This window comes from Microbacterium sp. HJ5, from assembly GCF_054824025.1.
On the sequence record NZ_JSYE01000004.1, the window covers coordinates 60,903 to 78,041 of the forward strand.

Consider the following 17,139-nt stretch of genomic DNA (forward strand, 5'->3'; position numbering starts at 1 on the left):
GCGTCAGCCCGACGACGTGACCTTGACCTCGGTCCCGCGCTGGTGAAGGGTCCCAGCGGCGGGATCCGTCGAACCGACCGTGAACAAACCCCAGACGAACTGCGGCACCACTGACGTCGGGCGGAATCCGGCCGCTTCGAGCTCGGCCATCGCGTCGGCCAGATTGTCGCCGACCACGTCGGGCACTTCGATCGGGGCAGGGCCGAGTGAGACGACCAGGGTCGCCTTGTCGCCGGGACGCCACCACCCGCCGCCGGGGCGGTCGCCCATGCGCACGACCGAGCCCGTCGCGACCTCTTCGCTGTACTCCTCGGGGCGCTCCGCAACCGTGATGCCGAGTTCATCGAGCGTCGACACGGCTTCGTCGATCGGCTTGCCGGCGACGCTCGGGAGCGGTCCGAGTGACACGCCGAGCGTCGCCGAATCGCCTTCGTGCACGGTGCAGCCCTCGCCGCACTCGACGTTGTCTCCGCCGGCGGCCGGCTTCACGACGGCATAGACGACAGTTCCCGACGCCGCGTCCGTGTAGTACGGAGCGCTCTCTCCGACGGCGATCTGCTTCGCCTTGAAGAGCGCGGTGGCTTCCTGCTCGCTCATCCCGTTCAGCTTCTCGAAGACGGCCTCGGCGGGTCCGGAGGAGATCAGCACCGTCACCTCGGCGTCGCGGTCGAGGCGCGTTCCCGCCGGGGGAGCGGTGCCGATCGCGAGGCCCGCTTCCACGTCGAGGCTGCTCTCGGCCTGCTCGACGGCGACGAGCTCACGCTCGGCGAGCTGCTCCTGGGCCTGCGCGAACGTCAGCCCCGCGACATCGGGCACGGCGACCTGCGATCCGGGTCCGGACCCGAACCACCAGCCGAGCCCGCCTGCGAGCGCGGCGAGGAGGAGCACGACGGCGACGATCCAGCCGCCCTTGGCCTGGCGCCGCCGGGTGGCGCGGCGGAGTGCCGTGGCGTTGTCGACCTCTTCGACGGGAAGGGTGGGCCCGGTGCCGGTGGTCGGGAGGACCGCGGTCAGATCGCCCGACGGGTCGCCGGCGTCCGTCCGCACTCCCAGCGGCGTGGTCCGGGTCACGCTCGGAGTGATCCCGAGCTCGTGCTCGATCTCGCGGAGGCGGTCCAGCATCTCGCGGGCGTCGGACGGCCGGTCGTCGGGCGTCTTCTCGGTCGCCCACAGCACGAGCTCGTCGAGCGGCTCGGGAACGCCGGGGTTCTTGACGCTCGGGCGGGGGACCGAGTCCGTCGCGTGCTGGAAGGCGATCTGCATCGGCTGCTCGCCCTTGTAGGGCTGCTCGCCGGTGAGCATCTCGTACAGCATGATGCCGAGGGCGTAGATGTCGCTGCGCGCGTCGGCGGTGCCTCGCGTGACCAGCTCCGGGGCGAGGTACGCGATCGTGCCGAGGAGCTGTGCGCCCGTGGCCGTGTTCGCGGTCGTCGCCCGTGCCAGGCCGAAGTCACCGATCTTGATGCGCCCGTCCTCGGCGAGGAGCACGTTCTCGGGCTTCACGTCGCGGTGGACGATGCCGGCGCGGTGCGCGGCGGCGAGGCCCGAGAGGATCGCGTCGAGGATGGAAACGGCCTGCGCCACGGTAAGGCGCCTCTGCTCCCGGAGCAGCTCGCGCAGCGTGATCCCCGGCAGGTACTCCATGACCAAGTACGCCATCTCGCCGTCCTGGCCCTGGTCGAAGACGTTCACGACGTGGGGGTCGGCGAGGCGGGCCGCGGCGCGCGCCTCCTGGATGAACCGGCTCTGGAAGACGGTGTCGTCGCTGAGGTGGCCGTGCATGACCTTCAGCGCGACGCGCCGCTCGAGGCGGAGGTCGGTGGCCACGTAGACGGTGGCCATGCCACCGCGCGCGATGCGAGCACGGACCCGGTACCGGCCGTCGACCAGACGGCCGATCAGCGGGTCGGTCTGCTGGCTCGTGCTCACGGAGAAAGTCTACGGACGCAGACCTGCGAGCCCGCGGAGCGGCTCACCCTGCAACGGCGACGTCTCGGCTCAGCCGAGGGCCGCCAGCCAGGCGTAGGCAGGCTTCTCCCATTGTGCGTAACGATCGGGATACGCCGAGATCTGCACCGCTTGCGCGGCTTGTGCGAAGCTCATGCTCTGCCAGCCCGGGATGTCGAGGAGCCCGCGAGTGCGTGCGCCGTTCGGGTCGGCGGCCCCGCCGTAGAAGGCCTTGATCGCCCGCACGCGGTCGCGCACCTGCGCCTCGGTGCCCCACCCGGTGCTGGGCCGCTGCTGGAAGAGGCCGAGCGAGTCGCGGTCGCCCCAGTCGAGGTTGCGGATCCACGACTCCTGCATCGCGGTGCCGAGAGCGATGGCGATGCCGCGATCGGGCACGCCGAGCTCGCGCCCGATGCGGATGATGAGCCGCGCGTTGTCGACCTGCTCGGCGTCGAGGCCGGGCGCCGAGGCGGGCGCGGCGCCCTTCGGCGGGATCGCGAGCTTCTGGCCCGGGTAGATGATCGACGCTGCGCTGAGCTTGTTCGCGGCGAGCACGGCGGCGATGCTCACGCCATGGCGGGACGCGATCGCGGTGATCGTGTCGCCCGCCTTGACGACATAAGCGCCGGCGGGAGCCGGAGCCGGAGCCGGGGCGGGAGCGGGTGCCGGAGCGGCCGGGGCGGTCGCCGCCGCGCGCACCATGCCCGAGAGCACGATCTTCTGCCCGGGGTAGATCACCGACGACCAGCCGAGGCCGTTGGCCGACAGCAGCGCGCCCACCGACATGCCGTGCCGCTTCGCGATCGCGCTGATCGTGTCGCCCTTCTGAATCGTGTAGGTGCCGGATGCCGCGACCGGCGGTGCGACAGGAGCCGCGACCGCACCGCCCCGGAGCTTCAGCACCTGACCGGGGTAGATCATCGACTTCCAGCCGAGGCCGTTGAGGGTCAGGACGTCGACCGTCCGCAGACCGAACCGCGACGCGATCGCGCTCACCGTGTCGCCCCGCTGCACCGTGTAGGTGGCGGGTGCGGCCGCTGTCTTCACGATCGCGGCCGCGGCCGCGGCGACGGCTATGGGCGCCTTGGCCGCGACGACGCCGGCGCGAGCCGCCGGCAGGGGCAGCGGACGCGGCATCCGCTCTTCCTCTGCACGCTCCTGCGCATGAGCCGGTGTCGCGCCGAGGACGAGGGCGATGGAGCCCAGCACCGCCGCGGGGACGCCGGCCGAGATGAGACGCGGCGTGGCAGGGCATGGTGAGTGATCGGTTCGCAAGAGATTCCCCCTCTTCGGACTCCCAGAACCGTGTCACGGATGTGTACAGGTGTCAACGTCTGTTATAAGTGTGACTTTTGTTGCTGGTGTGACGCGCGGGGCCGCCACCCGCGGATGCGCAGGGCCGCGCAGGAGTGCGATAGTTGCTGGGTGACCGCTGACGACGCCCCGCGCATCGAGACCGAATGGCTCACCCTTCCCGAGCTCGTGGGGGTGCTCGGCGAACCGCTCGGGCGCGTCCGCCGCTTCCTCGACGAGTCGCACCTCATCGGCTCCCGCCGCGACGGCGTCCTCAAAGTGCCCGCCGTGTTCATCCTCGACGATCACCCGATCGCGTCGCTGCGCGGGACGGCCATCGTGCTCCACGACGCAGGGTTCTCCGACGACGAGGCGATCGACTGGCTCCTCTCGTACGAGGACTCGATCGGCATGCCGCCGATCGAGGCGCTGCGCGCCGGCCGCAAGGCCGAGGTCCGCCGCGTCGCCCAGACGCTCGCCTGACCCCCAACACGCGCGCCCGGCCTGCGGGCGCCGCGTCAGGTGACGCGCACCGTGGCCGCGCGCGCCAGCTGGCGCAGCTCGGCGACGGCGGCGTTGCCGAGCCGGGCGCCCGACAGCGACCGCTCGGCCTCGCGCGCGTACTCCGAGATGAGGTTCTCCACGCGATCGAGCGCGCCCGAGTCCACGATCGTCTGCTGCAGCGCCGAGACCTGGCCCTCATCGAGGGAGGGATCGCCGACGAGCTCGTCGACGATGCGACGCGCGGTCGGCGCCAGCGCCTCGCGGGCGTAGGCGATCAGGACCGTCCGCTTGCCCTCGCGGAGGTCGTCGCCGGACGGCTTGCCCGTCTCGCGCTCGTCGCCGAACACGCCGAGCACGTCGTCGCGCAGCTGGAAGGCCATGCCGAGCGGATGGCCGAAGGCCGTGAGCGCCGCCGACTGCGCAGCATCCGCTCCGGCCAGCGCCGCACCGATCGCGAGCGGCTGCTGGATGCTGTAGCGGGCGGACTTGAGCGACGCGACCCGCAGTGCGCGCTCGGCGTGCCGCTCGTCGGGCTCGGTGAGGAAGGCGGACTCCTCAGCGATGTCGAGGAACTGGCCGATCGTGACCTCGCGCCTCATCGTGGCGTACTCGGCGCGGGCCGCGGACGCGGGGGCCGGCTGGCTCACCGCCAGCGCCTCTTCCAGCAGGTCGTCGCTCCACGCGACGAGGAGATCGCCGAGCAGCACGGCGGCGGAGCGCCCGAAGGCCTCGGCGTCGCCGGCCCAGCGCGCGTCGCGGTGCGCGGCCTCGAGGGCGCGATGGGCCGCCGGGCGTCCGCGCCGGGTGTCGGAGTTGTCGATGACGTCGTCGTGCACGAGCGCGGCGGCGTGGAATACCTCGAGCGCGGCGGCGGCGGTCACCACTTCCGCCGGCGCCGTGCCGGTGGGACGGGATGCCTCCTCCACTGCCCTCCACCCGGCGACGCAGAAGCGCCCGCGCAGCCGCTTGCCGCCCTCGACGGTGGCCGCGGCGGCCTCGACGAACTGCGCCGCCTCGAGCCCCAGGGGCGCCGCGTGGGCGCGCTGACCCGAGATGAAGATGTCCAGACGCTGGGAAATGGCTTCGACCGGGTCTGGAGAGGGTGACACGGGCCTAGCCTAGTGATCTACGGCACGCGTAGAATCGACGCAAGAGAGCTGAAGAGGGGGATGCATGCCACTCTCCGAACAGGAGCAGCGTCTGCTCGACGAGATGGAACGCCATCTGATGCGCAACGACGCGGACGTCGTCAGCGCGCCGCGCGACGGGCGGAGCCTCAGCTACCGCAACATCGTCTACGGCACGATCCTCGTGCTCCTCGGTCTCGGCGGTCTCATCGTCGGCGTCTCGCAGCAGCTCATCGCGGTCGGCGTCATCGGCTTCGTCGTGATGCTGGGCGGCGTGCTCCTGGCCGTCACGCCCACGCGCGGCCCGGGCCGCCTCAAGCCCGAACCGCAGCCGCGATCCACCGCGTCTCCTCAAGGGTCCTCCTTCATGGACCGCATGAACGACCGCTGGGACAGGCGTCAGGGAGAGCGCTGATCCGCTCAGCCTCCTGACGAGAGATCAAGCACCGACCTTCGGGTCGGTGCTTTTTTCTTTGCCCGCGTGACTCGCCCGCAGCCCCGAATGGAGCGCCGGGGGAGTGTCGCGCGATCAATGGGTGACAAAGTGGAGGGAAGTGGAGTAAAGTGGCGTACAACCCAGGGGGGCCGGGATCGAAGGGGGAGTGATGAGCCGATGCTGTTGGGCACGCACACTCCCAAGCTCGACGACAAAGGCCGCGTCATCCTCCCCGCGAAGTTCCGCGACGACCTCGGTGGAGGAGTCGTGGTGACCCGCGGACAGGACCGCTGCCTTTACGTCTTCAGTACGCAGGAGTTCGAGCGGGTGCACGAGCGCATCCGTGAGGCGCCGCTCGCCAACAAGCAGGCGCGTGACTTCCTGCGGATGTTCCTCTCCGGCGCCAGCGCCGAGAAGCCCGACAGTCAGAACCGCATCACCATCCCCCCTCCGCTGCGCGCCTATGCAGGCCTGGAGCGCGACCTCGTCGTCACCGGCGTGGGCGCCCATGCCGAGATCTGGAACGCCGACGCGTGGAACACCTACGCCGAGGCCAACGAAGAGAGCTACGCCGAGCTGGAGCAGGAGGTGATTCCGGGCCTGTTCTGAACCCTCGGTCCTGACTCCCAGCTGCTCGTGCCCTGGCATCACTTCCCCGGTGCCAGGTCGGAGCGGATGGGGATCAGGGCCGAGGGACCAGGGCCCAGAACGACCATGAACCTGCGCGACATCCACACCCCGGTCCTGCTCGAGCGCTGCGCCGAGCTGCTCGCTCCCGCTCTTCAGCGCGAGGGCGCCGTGTTCGTCGACGCGACCCTCGGCATGGGCGGTCACTCCGAGGCGTTCCTCGAGCGCTTTCCCGGCATCCGGCTCGTCGGGCTCGACCGCGACACCGACGCCCTGCGCATCGCAGGGGAGCGGCTCGCCCGTTTCGGCGACCGCGTGACCTTCGTCCACACCGTCTACGACGGCATCGCCGACGCCGTCGCCTCGGCCGGCTTCGATGCCGCCGACGGCATCCTGTTCGACCTGGGGGTGTCCTCGCTTCAGCTCGACGTCGCCGACCGAGGCTTCGCGTACTCGCAGGACGCGCCCCTCGACATGCGCATGGACCAGTCGGCGGGAACGACCGCCGCCGACATCCTGGCGACGTACGGCGAAGGCGACCTCCGCCGCATCTTCGAGCGCTACGGCGAGGAGAAGCTCGCCGGCCGCTACGCCCGCGCCATCATCGCGGCGCGCGCCGACGCTCCCATCGAGCGCTCCGGGCGCCTCGTCGAGATCCTCCAGGCGGCCACGCCTGCCGCCGCGCAGCGCACCGGACACCCGGCCAAGCGCGTCTTCCAGGCACTGCGCATCGAGGTGAACCGCGAGCTGTCGGTGCTCGAGCGCGCGATCCCGTCCGCCCTCGGCGTGCTGCCGGTGGGAGGGCGCATCGTGGTGCTGTCGTACCAGTCGCTCGAAGACCGTCTCGTCAAGCGCGCGCTGGCGGAGGCCTCGGCCTCGACCGCCCCCGCCGGGCTCCCGGTCGAGCTTCCCGAGCACGCCCCGAAGTTCCGGCTGCTCGTCAAGGGCGCGGAGCTGGCCTCCGACGAAGAGCGCGCGGTCAACCCGCGCGCGACGCCCGTGCGCCTTCGTGCCGCCGAACGACTGCGGGAGGACGCATGAGCACCGCCACCGCCACCGCACTGCGGACGTCGCCCGCCGTCGCCCCCGATCGCCGCGACAGCCCGGCACGACGCCTGCGTGCGGTCGAGGCGCCCGCACGCCGCCGCCGGCCCAAGCTGCTGTACGGCGTCGTCGCCGTGCTCGGCGCGTTCCTCATCGCCGGAGCCCAGATGGCGCTGTCGATCATGACCACGCAGAGCTCGTACGAGCTGTCCACGCTCACGCAGCAGCAGCGCGACCTGACGTACCAGAAGCAGATCCTCTACGACGATGTCGCGGGGCTCAGCTCGCCGCAGTACCTCGCGGCGAACGCCGCCGCGCTCGGGATGGTCATCGACGAGTCGCCCAGCTACCTGCGCCTCAGCGACGGCGCGCTGCTCGGCGCGGGGGAGGTGTCGCTCGGCTCGTCCTCGGTCGACGCCATCGGCCGCGGTACGGTGCCCAACGCCCTCATCACCGGCACGCCGCTCGTCACCGAACCGGACGCCACGATCGACGGCCGGACGGTGACGCCGGTGGCGCCTGAGACCGGGGCCGGCGACAGCGGAGTCGGCAACACTCCGCCGCCCATCACCGACGGACTGCCCACGCCGAGCACACACTGACTACATGACGACACGCAGCACCCGCAGCCCGCGCCGCCGTACCGTCGTCGCGCTCGCCGTCGTCCTGGCCGTGCTCGCCGGATTCATCGTGCGGCTCGTCGACATCCAGGTCGTCAACGCCGACGAGCACGTGGCGGACTCCCTCGAGATCGCCCTGCGCGGATCGCAGACGCTCCACGGCACCCGTGGACCGATCGTCGACGAGACGGGGCAGACGCTCGCGGGCAGCATCCTCGAGTACGACTGCCAGCTGGACCCGCTGCTCATCACGCAGATCGACGCCGAGGTGCTCGACGAGAAGTCGAAGGCGCGCCTGTGGGCGGACGTCTCCGACGACGTCGCCGAGATCCTGGAGCAGACGCCCGAAGCGGTGCGCGAGATCGTGGGCACCGCCCTCGCAGATGACCCCGGCTCGCGATACGCCCAGCTCGCCAACGGGGTCTCGACCGAGCAGTTCCGGGCACTGGCCGACCTCGAGACGCCGTACATCGTGTGTCTGCAGCATCCCGCCCGCGCGTACCCCGATGGCGCTGTCGCCGGCAACATCGTGGGCTTCGTGGGCACCGACGGCGACGCGCTCGAAGGCCTCGAGAAGTCGTACGACGACTGCCTCACGGCGACCGACGGAAAGCTCGCGTACCAGAAGGGCAAGGACGGCGTCGTCATCCCCGGCACCCGGCTCGAGCAGCCCGCCGTCGACGGCGGGACGCTGCAGCTCACGATCAACCGCGACCTGCAGTGGTACCTGCAGCAGCTGATCGGCGAGCAGGTGCAGGACATGCGTGCCGAGTCCGGCGGCATCCTCGTCGTCGAAGCCGCGACCGGCAAGATCCGCGCCGCCGCCGAGTACCCGACGGTCGACCCGAACGACGTCGACGCGTCGAAGGACGACGACCGCGGCAGCCGCATCTTCCGCGACACGTTCGAGCCGGGCTCGACCTTCAAGCCGCTGACCGCGGCCACGGTGATCGACGCCGGCGGGCAGAACCCGAACTCGACCGTGGTGGCCTCGGGACTGGAGTACTTCCCGAACGACGTGCGCGTGCGCGACTCCTTCCAGCACCCGGCGTACACCTACACGCTGACCGGCGTGCTCATCGACTCGTCGAACGCCGGCATCTCGAAGTTCAGCGAGAAGGTCGCCCCCCAGACCCGGTACGACTACTTCAAGCGCTTCGGCATCGGCGACGGCACCGAGTCGGGGGCCCTCGAGGAGTGGCACGGCCTGGTCTACCCCGCGAACGAGTGGGGCGCGCAGACCACCTACAACACGTCCTTCGGGCAGGCGGTCACCACCACCATGCCCGAGCTCGCGCGGGCCTACGGCGCGATCGCCAATGACGGACTCCGCATGCCCCTTTCGCTCATCGAGTCGTGCACGGCCGCCGACGGAACGGTGACGACCCCTGAGGCCCCCGAGCCGACGCGCGTCATCTCGGAGTCGACGTCGGCGCAGGTGCGGTCGATGCTCGAGAACGTGTTCCTGCAGGCCCCGTACGCGAAGGCCGTGGAGATCCCCGGTTACCGGCTGGCGGGCAAGACGGGAACGGGCGAGAAGTCCGACGGCCAGGGCGGCTACAAGGCCGGCGTGTACTACACGACCATGGTCGGATTCGCCCCGGCCGACGACCCCGAGTACGTCGTCGTCGTCACGCTCGACGAGCCCAAAAAGGTAACATCGTCTGCGGCCAACGCGAAGGCGTTCCAGAAGGCCATGACCCAGGTCCTCAAGACCTATCGCGTCATGCCCTCGACGTCGACGCCGAAGCTGTTGCCCAAGTTCGGGTGACGCTTCCGATCCGGCCGGAGAACACATGATCCCGCTCACCATCGCCCAGTTCGCCCGCGCCGTCGGAGGAGAGGTGATCCTCGCCGCAGGCGACACGCTCGACACCGTGGTGTCGGGCGCCGTCGACACCGACTCGCGCCTGATCGGCCCGGGCGACGTGTTCGTGGCCAAGCCCGGTGAGGAGACCGACGGCCACCGCTTCGTGGGCGCCGCGGCCGCCGCGGGCGCCGCCCTCGCGGTCGTCGAGCATCCGGTGGACGGCGCGGACGCGGCATCCGTCACCCAGATCGTGGTGCCCGGCGCCGTCGACGCCCTGGCCGATCTGGCTCGCGACGTCGTCGCCCAGGTGCGTGCGAGCGGCGACCTGCGCGCCGTGGGCATCACGGGATCCAACGGCAAGACCACGACGAAGAACCTCCTCGCGCGCATCCTCGAGGGCGAGGGTGAGACCGTGTCGCCGAAGGCGTCGTTCAACAACGAGGTGGGGGCGCCGCTGACGATGCTGCGGCTCACCCACGACACGAAGTACCTCGTGAGCGAGTTCGGCGCGAGCGCGCCGGGGGAGATCGCGCGCCTGGCCGGTCTCGTCGAGCCCGACGTCGGAGTCGTGCTGATGGTGGGCATGGCCCACGCCGGCGGCTTCGGTGGCATCGAGGCGACGTTCGCGGCGAAGTCCGAGCTCGTGCGCGCCATCCGGCCGGGAGGCCTCGCGATCCTCAACGCCGACGACGCCCGCGTGGCCGCCATGGCGCCCATCGCCGCCGAGCGCGGTGTCGCCGTGCGGTGGTTCGGCCGGGGCGACGCGGCCGAGGTCCGCGCCGACGACGTCGTAGTGTCGGCATCCGGCACGACGTGCGTGGTGACCGCGGACGGCGTGTCGGCTCCGCTGCGCCTGCGGGTGCTGGGCGAGCACCACGTGATGAACGCCCTCGCGGCGATCGCGGCGGCGACCTCGCTCGGCGTTCCGCTCGCCGACTGCGTCGCCCGCCTCGAGACGATCGAGATCGCCGAGCGCTGGCGCATGCAGCCGCTGGGCTCGGAGCGCGTGCGCATCATCAACGACGCGTACAACGCGAGCCCCGACTCGATGGCCGCGGCCCTGCGCACCCTCGCGCAGATCACCGGTCCCGACGAGCGGACCGTGGCGGTCCTGGGCGCGATGAGCGAGCTCGGCGAGCACGCCGAGGAGGAGCACGACCGGGTGGGACTGCTCGCCGTGCGCCTGGGCATCAAGCGGATCGTCGTCGTCGGCCAGGACGCCCGCCGCATGTACCTCGAAGCGGTCGCGCAAGGGTCGTGGGACGCCGAGGCCGTCTTCTTCGCCACCGCCGACGAGGCCTTCGACTACCTTCAGGGCGAGCTGCGCGACGGCGACCGCGTGCTCGTCAAGTCCTCGAACTCGGCGGGTCTGCGGTTCCTGGGCGATCGTCTGGGAGAATCGTTCTCGTGAGATCACTCCTGACCGCGGCGGCGATCTCGCTGGCCTTCACGCTCTTCCTCACCCCCGTCTTCCTGCGGCTGTTCCGCAAGTGGGGCTGGGGTCAGGTGATCCGCACGCCCGAGGACATCCGCAACCCGAACCACAAGGCCAAGCGCGGCACGCCGACGATGGGCGGCACGATCTTCATCGTCGGCACGATCGTCGGCTATCTCGTCGGCGGCGTCGCGGGCAACAATCCGCCGACCATCTCCGGCCTCCTCGTGATCTGGATGATGGTGGGGCTCGGCGCGGTCGGCTTCATCGACGACTACATGAAGGTGCGTCAGCAGCGCTTCATGGGCCTCAGCGGCTGGCGCAAGATCGTCGGCCAGGTCATCGTGACGGTGCCGTTCGGCATCGTGGCCCTCAACTTCCCGAACGCGTACACCGAGACGCCGGCGTCGCCGTACGTCTCGATCTTCCGCGACGTGCCGGTGCTCGGCTTCATGACGTTCGGCCTCATCGCGGGCTGGATCCTCTACCTCGCGTGGGTCACCTTCATCGGTGTCGCCTTCTCGAACAGCGTCAACGTCACCGACGGCCTCGACGGCATGGCCGCCGGCGCCGGCATCTTCGTCACCGGCGCCTACAGCCTCATCGCGTTCTGGCAGTTCAACCAGGCGTGCTGGGGCGGCGACGGGCTCTCCGCGGACGCCAAGGCCGCGTGCTACCCGACCCGCGACCCGTTCGATCTCGCGATCATCTCCGCCGCGTTCGTCGGCGCCCTGGTCGGCTTCCTCTGGTGGAACGCCCCCAAGGCGAAGGTCTTCATGGGCGACGTCGGCTCGATGGCGATCGGCGGCGTCATCGCCGCCATGGCGATCCTCACCCGCACCGAGCTGCTCGCGGTGCTCGTCGCCGGCGTCTTCATCATCGGACCGGGCTCGGTCATCCTGCAGCGCCTCTACTTCAAGGTGACGCGCGGCAAACGGCTCTTCCTGATGAGCCCGTTCCATCATCACCTCGAGCTGCGGGGCTGGTCCGAGGTCACCATCGTCGTGCGCATGTGGATCATCGCGGGCCTGCTCGCGGTCTCCGGCGTCGGCTTCTTCTACGTCGAATGGCTCTCCCGGACATGACACCCGACCGCCTGCACGCCCTCACGAGCTGGCACGCGGACTGGAAGGGCCTGCGCGTCGCGGTGCTCGGCCTCTCCGTCACCGGCTTCTCCGCCGCCGACACCCTCGCCGAGCTCGGGGCCGACGTCCTCGTGGTCACCGAGAAGGCCGACGAGGAGTACGCGCGACTCATCCCGGTGATCGGCGCGCGGCTGTGGACCGGGTCGCTCGACGACGTGCCGCAGGAGCTCCGCGACTTCGCGCCCGAGGTGGTCGTCGCATCGCCCGGGTTCGCGCCGCAGCATCCGCTCATCTCGTGGATCAGGGAATCGGATGCCGCACTGTGGGGCGACATAGAACTGGCATGGCGCGTGCGCGACAAGGTCTTGCGCCCCGACGGCTCACCTGCCGACTGGGTGCTGGTGACGGGGACGAACGGCAAGACGACGACCACCCGCCTCGCGGCGTCGATGCTCGTCGCGGGCGGCCTGCGCGCCGCGCCCGTCGGCAACATCGGCACGCCCGTCCTCGACGCCGTGCGCGATCCGGGCGGCTTCGACGCGCTGGTGGTCGAGCTCTCGAGCCACCAGCTGTGGTACCTCGGTCTGCAGGAGGGCCCCGACCCGGTCTCGCCGCACGCGGCGGTGTGCCTGAACCTCGCCGACGACCACCTCGAGTGGCACGGCTCCTTCGAGGCTTACCGCGACGCGAAGGCGCACGTCTACGACAACACGCGCGTCGCATGCGTCTACAACAAGGCGGATGCCGCGACCCGCGCCATGGTCGAGGACGCCGAGGTGGTCGAGGGCGCACGGGCGATCGGCTTCGACCTCGGCGTGCCCGGCCCGAGCGACCTGGGCGTCGTCGACGGAATCCTCGTCGACCGCGCGTTCCTCGAGGACCGCCGGACCAGCGCGCTCGAGCTCACGACGGTCGACGAGCTCGCCGGGCTCGGGCTCGCGGCGCCGCACATCGCCGCAAACATCCTCGCCGCGGCGGCGCTCGCCCGCTCGCTCGACATCGCACCCGCCGCCATCCGCGACGCGCTGCGCGGCTTCCGCCTCGACCCGCACCGGATCGAGGTCGTGGCGCGCCACGAGGGGATCACGTGGGTGGACGACTCGAAAGCCACCAACCCGCACGCGGCGGCGTCGTCGCTGACGGCGTATCCGGGCGCGGTCTGGATCGTAGGCGGTCTGCTGAAGGGCGTCGACATCGGCGATCTGGTCGCCGGCCGCGGAGCACAGGCGAAGGCGGCGATCGTCATCGGCGTCGAACGCGAAGCCGTCGTGTCGGCGTTCTCGCGACACGCGCCGGCGGTGCCGGTGTTCGAGGTGGACGCCGATGAGACTGAAGAGGTCATGACGCGGGTCGTCGAGCTGGCGGCCGGGGTGGCGCGTGACGGGGACGTGGTGCTGCTCGCCCCCGCCGCGGCATCCTTCGACCAGTTCTCGTCCTACGCGGACCGGGGCCGGCGCTTCGCGGCAGCGGTGAGGGAACGGATCGGAACGGGGGCCGGCGATGAGCACGACGCAGTCGCGGACCCGTCAGACCCCGACCACCCCGCCTGATCCCGAGGTTCGGCGCGGCCTCGCGGCGCGCGTCTCGCTCGGGCGCGTCTTCGCTCCCGTGCCGAGCGAATTCCTGCTCATCGCCTCGACGGCGATCCTGCTGACCGTCTTCGGGCTCGTCATGATCCTGTCGGCGACCTCGGCCGTGGCCGCGGCCGACGGCAAGCCGCCGTACGAGGCGGTGCTCAAGCAGGGCGTGTTCGCCGTCATCGGCATCCCGCTCATGTTCATCGCCAGCCGCCTGCCGGTGTCGTTCTGGAAGCGCGTCGCGTGGCCCGCGCTCATCTTCGCCACGGCGTTCCAGATGCTGGTGTTCACCCCGCTCGGCATCGACAACGACGGAAACCGCAACTGGATCAACATCGCCGGCATCCAGGCGCAGCCGTCGGAGTTCCTCAAGCTCGCACTCGCCCTGTGGCTCGGCTTCGTCCTCTTCCGCAAGCAGACGCTGCTCAGCAAGTGGCAGCACGTCTTCATCCCGATCGTGCCCGTGTCGATCGCCGTCTTCGCCACGGTGCTCGCCGGTCACGACCTCGGCACGGTCATCGTGCTCGTGCTCATCCTGCTCGGTGCGCTCTTCTTCTCGAACGTCAAGCTGAGGCTGTTCGTCATCCCGCTGATCCTCGCGGTCATCGGCATGGCCGCCTTCGCGGTGACGAGCCCCAACCGCATGCGGCGCATCATGAGCTTCCTCGACCAGGACTGCATCGCCGACTACCTCGATTCGTGCTACCAGCCGCTGCACGGCATCTGGGGGCTGGCGAACGGCGGGATCTTCGGCCTCGGGCTCGGCAACTCCCGCGAGAAGTACGACTGGCTGCCCGCGGCCGCGAACGACTACATCTTCGCGATCGTCGGCGAAGAGGTCGGCCTCATCGGGTGCGCCGTCGTGCTCGCGCTGTTCGCCCTGTTCGCCGTCGGCGCCTTCCACGTGATCCGCAAGACCGACGACAACTTCGTGCGCATCGTCGCCGGCGCGATAACGGTGTGGATCGTCGGGCAGGCGCTCATCAACATCGGCGTCGTGCTGCGTGTGTTCCCGGTGCTCGGCGTGCCGCTTCCCTTCATGTCGCAGGGCGGAACCTCCCTCATCTCGGTGCTCGTCGCCTCGGGTGTGCTCCTGTCGTTCGCGCGTACCCTTCCCGCCGCCGTCGCCAAGCGCGAAGCGGCGATCGCGCGCGCTCGAGCCTCGCGCGGCCGGCGGCCCGTGGGCAGTTCGCGCTGACCCCGGCCGTTAGGCTCGTCGGGTGACGACGTACCTCCTCGCCGGTGGCGGCACCGCCGGCCACGTCAACCCGCTCCTGGCCGTCGCCGACGCCCTGAAGGCTCGCGAGCCCGACGCCGAGGTGCTCGTGCTCGGCACCCGCGAAGGCCTCGAGGCGCGGCTCGTGCCGGAGCGCGGCTACGAGCTGCTGTTCGTCGACAAGGTGCCCTTCCCGCGTCGCCCCAACCGCGCGGCTGCGGCGTTCCCCGTGCAGTTCCCCCGGGCCGTCGGACAGGTGCGGGCGCATCTCGCCCAACGCCGGGTCGATGTCGTGGTGGGCTTCGGTGGGTATGCTTCAGCTCCCGCCTACGTGGCCGCGCGGCGCGCGCGCGTGCCCTTCGTCGTGCACGAGGCCAACGCGCGACCGGGCCTGGCGAACGTCCTCGGCGCGCGCACGGCGGCGCGGGTCGGAGTGGCGTTCGAGGGCACCCCGTTGAAGCGCTCCCGCGTGGTCGGAATGCCCCTGCGCCGGGAGATCGTCGAGCTCGACCGGCGCGCCCTCCGCGCCGAGGCGGCGGCGCACTTCGGTCTCGACGCCGAGCGGCCGGTGCTGCTCGTGTTCGGGGGATCGCTCGGCGCGCAGCGCCTCAACGCGGCGTTCGGCGAGGGTGAGGGCGCCGCCTGGCGCGATGTGATCGCGGCAGGCTGGCAGCTGCTCCACGTGACAGGGGAGCGCTCGACGCTCGACGATCCCGGTACGCCCGGCTACGCCGTGCGCCGCTACGTCGACCGCATGGACCTCGCCTTCGCGCTGGCCGACCTGATCGTCTCGCGCGCCGGCGCCGCGACGGTGAGCGAGATCAGTGCGCTGGGCATCCCGGCCGTATACGTGCCCTACGCGGTCGGCAACGGGGAGCAGGCGCTCAACGCGTCCTCCGCCGTCCGCGCCGGCGCCGCGATCCTGATCCCCGACGGCGAGTTCACCGCCGACCGCGTGCGTTCCGAGGTCGTGCCGCTGCTCGCCGACGACGGCCTGCGAGCGCATATGACGGAGGCCGCGGCATCCGTCGGCACGCGCACCGGAACCGAGAACGTCGTCGCTCTCATCGACGAGGCCCTCGCTGGCTGACAGGCGTCGAGGCCCTCGCGGGCTGACCGGCGTCAGGCGGTGGCGGGGTCGCCGCCTCGCAGTGCGGCGGCGACCAGCGCGAGCGCCTCGTCGGAGTCGAGGCGGAGGGCGCGGATCTGCTCGGCGAACGCCGCAGCCGCGCGTTGCGCCTGCTGGTGGGCCGGATCGCCGTGGAACGACACGAACGTCCCGTTGCGGCCGCGCGTCTCGATGACGCCGGATGCCTCGAGCTCGCGATACGCGCGAGCGACGGTGCCCGGGGCGAGACCGAGGTCGTCGGCGAGCTTGCGGACGGTGGGCAGGCGCTGACCGGCGGCGAGCTCACCCGACGCCACGGCGTCGACGAGGCCCGCCCGCAGCTGCTCGAAGGGCGGGACGTGCGCAGCGGGGTCGATGACGATCATGCGGGGCCTCCGGCGGGAGCGGCGTGGCGGAGCCAGTCCGGGTAAAGGTCGGGGCGCAGGCGGCGTCCGTTCACGGGGTAGACGAACTGGAGCGCGAGCAGTCCGAAGAGGGGCAGCTGCTGGGCGAAGGGGTGGAGCAGGGGCTCGGATGCCTCGCTCAGCGCCGCCGCCATGGCGAATGCCACGACGAGCCATACGGAGTGCGCGGCCGAAAGGCGGAGTGCACTGATCGCGGCCGTGCGAAACGCGTCGTCCCATGCCAGCTCCAGCGTGTGGGTCGCCGGCTGCGGTCGATTCAGCACGAGGCGCTCCAGGGCGGGCAGCGTCCCGCACAGGAGGGCCGCCAGGAACCCCGCGCACACGGCGGCGACCGTCAGCGTCCCATCCAGCGGGCGGGACGCGGCGGCGAAGGCCAGCGCGGCCAGGGAGGCCGCGGCCGCACCCGCCAGGAGCCAGGTGAGCCCGCGGCGGAACGGGTCGAGGTAGTCGGCCGAGCGCATCGCCCGCGACCGTGCGATGCGGATCGCGTCGGGCGCCGGGTGGAACAGTCGTTCGCGGAGGTTCACGACCGCGCCGACCACGCCGGCCGCGACCAGCACCGGCCACAGGGCCAGGAAGGGGAAATAGGGCGTGGTGGCCAGCGGCGTGAGGAGAAGAGTCGATCCGAGAAGGGCGGCGACGACGAGCGTCCACCCGCTCGCCCGGGCGCTCGCACGCATCCGCCACACGACCGACTCGCGGATCCGCGGGCTGCCGTACGGCAGCCGGACGCCCTGCGAGAACCGATCGGCCCGCGCAGATGCCGACGACGTGGTGGCCGTCGCGACGGCGGTGACGACGAAGGCGAGCACCACGATGCCCATCAGTACCGCGTTGAGCGCTCTCGCGAAATCCGGATCTGCATCCACCCGAACATTGTGACGC

16 protein-coding genes are annotated in these 17,139 nt (G+C 71.1%); 11 read left to right on the plus strand and 5 right to left on the minus strand.

Annotated elements, in window-relative coordinates:
• Window positions 1-3: 3 nt before the first annotated feature.
• Together pknB and OB08_RS01470 are read right to left on the minus strand one after the other, a co-directional pair.
• Entirely contained in the window at window positions 4-1,929 is a 1,926-nt protein-coding gene (gene pknB / locus OB08_RS01465) for a Stk1 family PASTA domain-containing Ser/Thr kinase (protein ID WP_461471378.1), read from the minus strand.
• Between the two features lie 69 nt (window positions 1,930-1,998).
• Window positions 1,999-3,156: a LysM peptidoglycan-binding domain-containing protein gene (locus OB08_RS01470; protein WP_461471750.1), complete on the minus strand. Its 1,158-nt coding sequence runs from the start codon at window positions 3,154-3,156 to the stop codon at window positions 1,999-2,001.
• A 180-nt stretch (window positions 3,157-3,336) separates the two neighbouring features.
• On the opposite strand from OB08_RS01470, the gene OB08_RS01475 reads away from it, so the two are divergent.
• The gene (locus OB08_RS01475; protein WP_461471380.1) at window positions 3,337-3,723 is read left to right on the plus strand and encodes an Rv2175c family DNA-binding protein; all 387 of its coding nucleotides are present in this window, start codon (window positions 3,337-3,339) and stop codon (window positions 3,721-3,723) included.
• A gap of 35 nt (window positions 3,724-3,758) precedes the next feature.
• Here the strand turns inward: OB08_RS01475 and OB08_RS01480 are convergent, their stop codons facing one another.
• Complete coding sequence (locus OB08_RS01480) at window positions 3,759-4,853, minus strand: polyprenyl synthetase family protein (protein ID WP_461471382.1); 1,095 nt, start codon at window positions 4,851-4,853, stop codon at window positions 3,759-3,761.
• A 64-nt stretch (window positions 4,854-4,917) separates the two neighbouring features.
• On the opposite strand from OB08_RS01480, the gene OB08_RS01485 reads away from it, so the two are divergent.
• The 10 genes from OB08_RS01485 to OB08_RS01530 all read left to right on the plus strand — a co-directional run bounded on the left by OB08_RS01485 (window position 4,918) and on the right by OB08_RS01530 (window position 15,811).
• Entirely contained in the window at window positions 4,918-5,286 is a 369-nt protein-coding gene (locus tag OB08_RS01485) for a DUF3040 domain-containing protein (RefSeq protein WP_461471384.1), read from the plus strand.
• A gap of 198 nt (window positions 5,287-5,484) precedes the next feature.
• Window positions 5,485-5,916, plus strand: coding sequence for a division/cell wall cluster transcriptional repressor MraZ (gene mraZ / locus OB08_RS01490; protein ID WP_461471386.1), 432 nt, complete (start codon window positions 5,485-5,487; stop codon window positions 5,914-5,916).
• A gap of 105 nt (window positions 5,917-6,021) precedes the next feature.
• On the plus strand, window positions 6,022-6,975 hold the full coding sequence (gene rsmH / locus OB08_RS01495; protein ID WP_461471388.1) for a 16S rRNA (cytosine(1402)-N(4))-methyltransferase RsmH: 954 nt from the start codon (window positions 6,022-6,024) through the stop codon (window positions 6,973-6,975).
• Window positions 6,972-7,580, plus strand: coding sequence for a hypothetical protein (locus OB08_RS01500; RefSeq protein ID WP_461471390.1), 609 nt, complete (start codon window positions 6,972-6,974; stop codon window positions 7,578-7,580). Before rsmH ends, OB08_RS01500 begins: the two co-directional genes overlap by 4 nt.
• 4 nt (window positions 7,581-7,584) lie before the next feature.
• The gene (locus OB08_RS01505) at window positions 7,585-9,369 is read left to right on the plus strand and encodes a peptidoglycan D,D-transpeptidase FtsI family protein (RefSeq protein WP_461471392.1); all 1,785 of its coding nucleotides are present in this window, start codon (window positions 7,585-7,587) and stop codon (window positions 9,367-9,369) included.
• Window positions 9,370-9,394: 25 nt separating this feature from the next.
• A complete protein-coding gene (locus tag OB08_RS01510; protein WP_461471394.1) occupies window positions 9,395-10,819 on the plus strand; it encodes a UDP-N-acetylmuramoyl-tripeptide--D-alanyl-D-alanine ligase in 1,425 nt (474 codons plus the stop codon).
• Window positions 10,816-11,928, plus strand: a complete 1,113-nt coding sequence (mraY, locus tag OB08_RS01515; RefSeq protein ID WP_461471396.1) for a phospho-N-acetylmuramoyl-pentapeptide-transferase — start codon at window positions 10,816-10,818, stop codon at window positions 11,926-11,928. The genes OB08_RS01510 and mraY overlap by 4 nt, the downstream gene beginning before the upstream one ends.
• Window positions 11,925-13,478: a UDP-N-acetylmuramoyl-L-alanine--D-glutamate ligase gene (gene murD, locus OB08_RS01520; RefSeq protein WP_461471752.1), complete on the plus strand. Its 1,554-nt coding sequence runs from the start codon at window positions 11,925-11,927 to the stop codon at window positions 13,476-13,478. The genes mraY and murD overlap by 4 nt, the downstream gene beginning before the upstream one ends.
• Window positions 13,429-14,703, plus strand: coding sequence for a putative lipid II flippase FtsW (gene ftsW / locus OB08_RS01525; protein WP_461471398.1), 1,275 nt, complete (start codon window positions 13,429-13,431; stop codon window positions 14,701-14,703). Before murD ends, ftsW begins: the two co-directional genes overlap by 50 nt.
• Before the next feature lie 22 nt (window positions 14,704-14,725).
• Entirely contained in the window at window positions 14,726-15,811 is a 1,086-nt protein-coding gene (locus OB08_RS01530; protein ID WP_461471400.1) for a UDP-N-acetylglucosamine--N-acetylmuramyl-(pentapeptide) pyrophosphoryl-undecaprenol N-acetylglucosamine transferase, read from the plus strand.
• A gap of 32 nt (window positions 15,812-15,843) precedes the next feature.
• Here the strand turns inward: OB08_RS01530 and OB08_RS01535 are convergent, their stop codons facing one another.
• Both OB08_RS01535 and OB08_RS01540 read right to left on the minus strand, forming a co-directional pair.
• Window positions 15,844-16,215 carry a GntR family transcriptional regulator gene (locus OB08_RS01535; RefSeq protein ID WP_461471402.1) on the minus strand — a complete coding sequence of 124 codons (372 nt, stop codon included), beginning with the start codon at window positions 16,213-16,215 and terminating at the stop codon, window positions 15,844-15,846.
• Complete coding sequence (locus OB08_RS01540; RefSeq protein WP_461471404.1) at window positions 16,212-17,123, minus strand: hypothetical protein; 912 nt, start codon at window positions 17,121-17,123, stop codon at window positions 16,212-16,214. The genes OB08_RS01535 and OB08_RS01540 overlap by 4 nt, the downstream gene beginning before the upstream one ends.
• Window positions 17,124-17,139 lie beyond the last annotated feature (16 nt).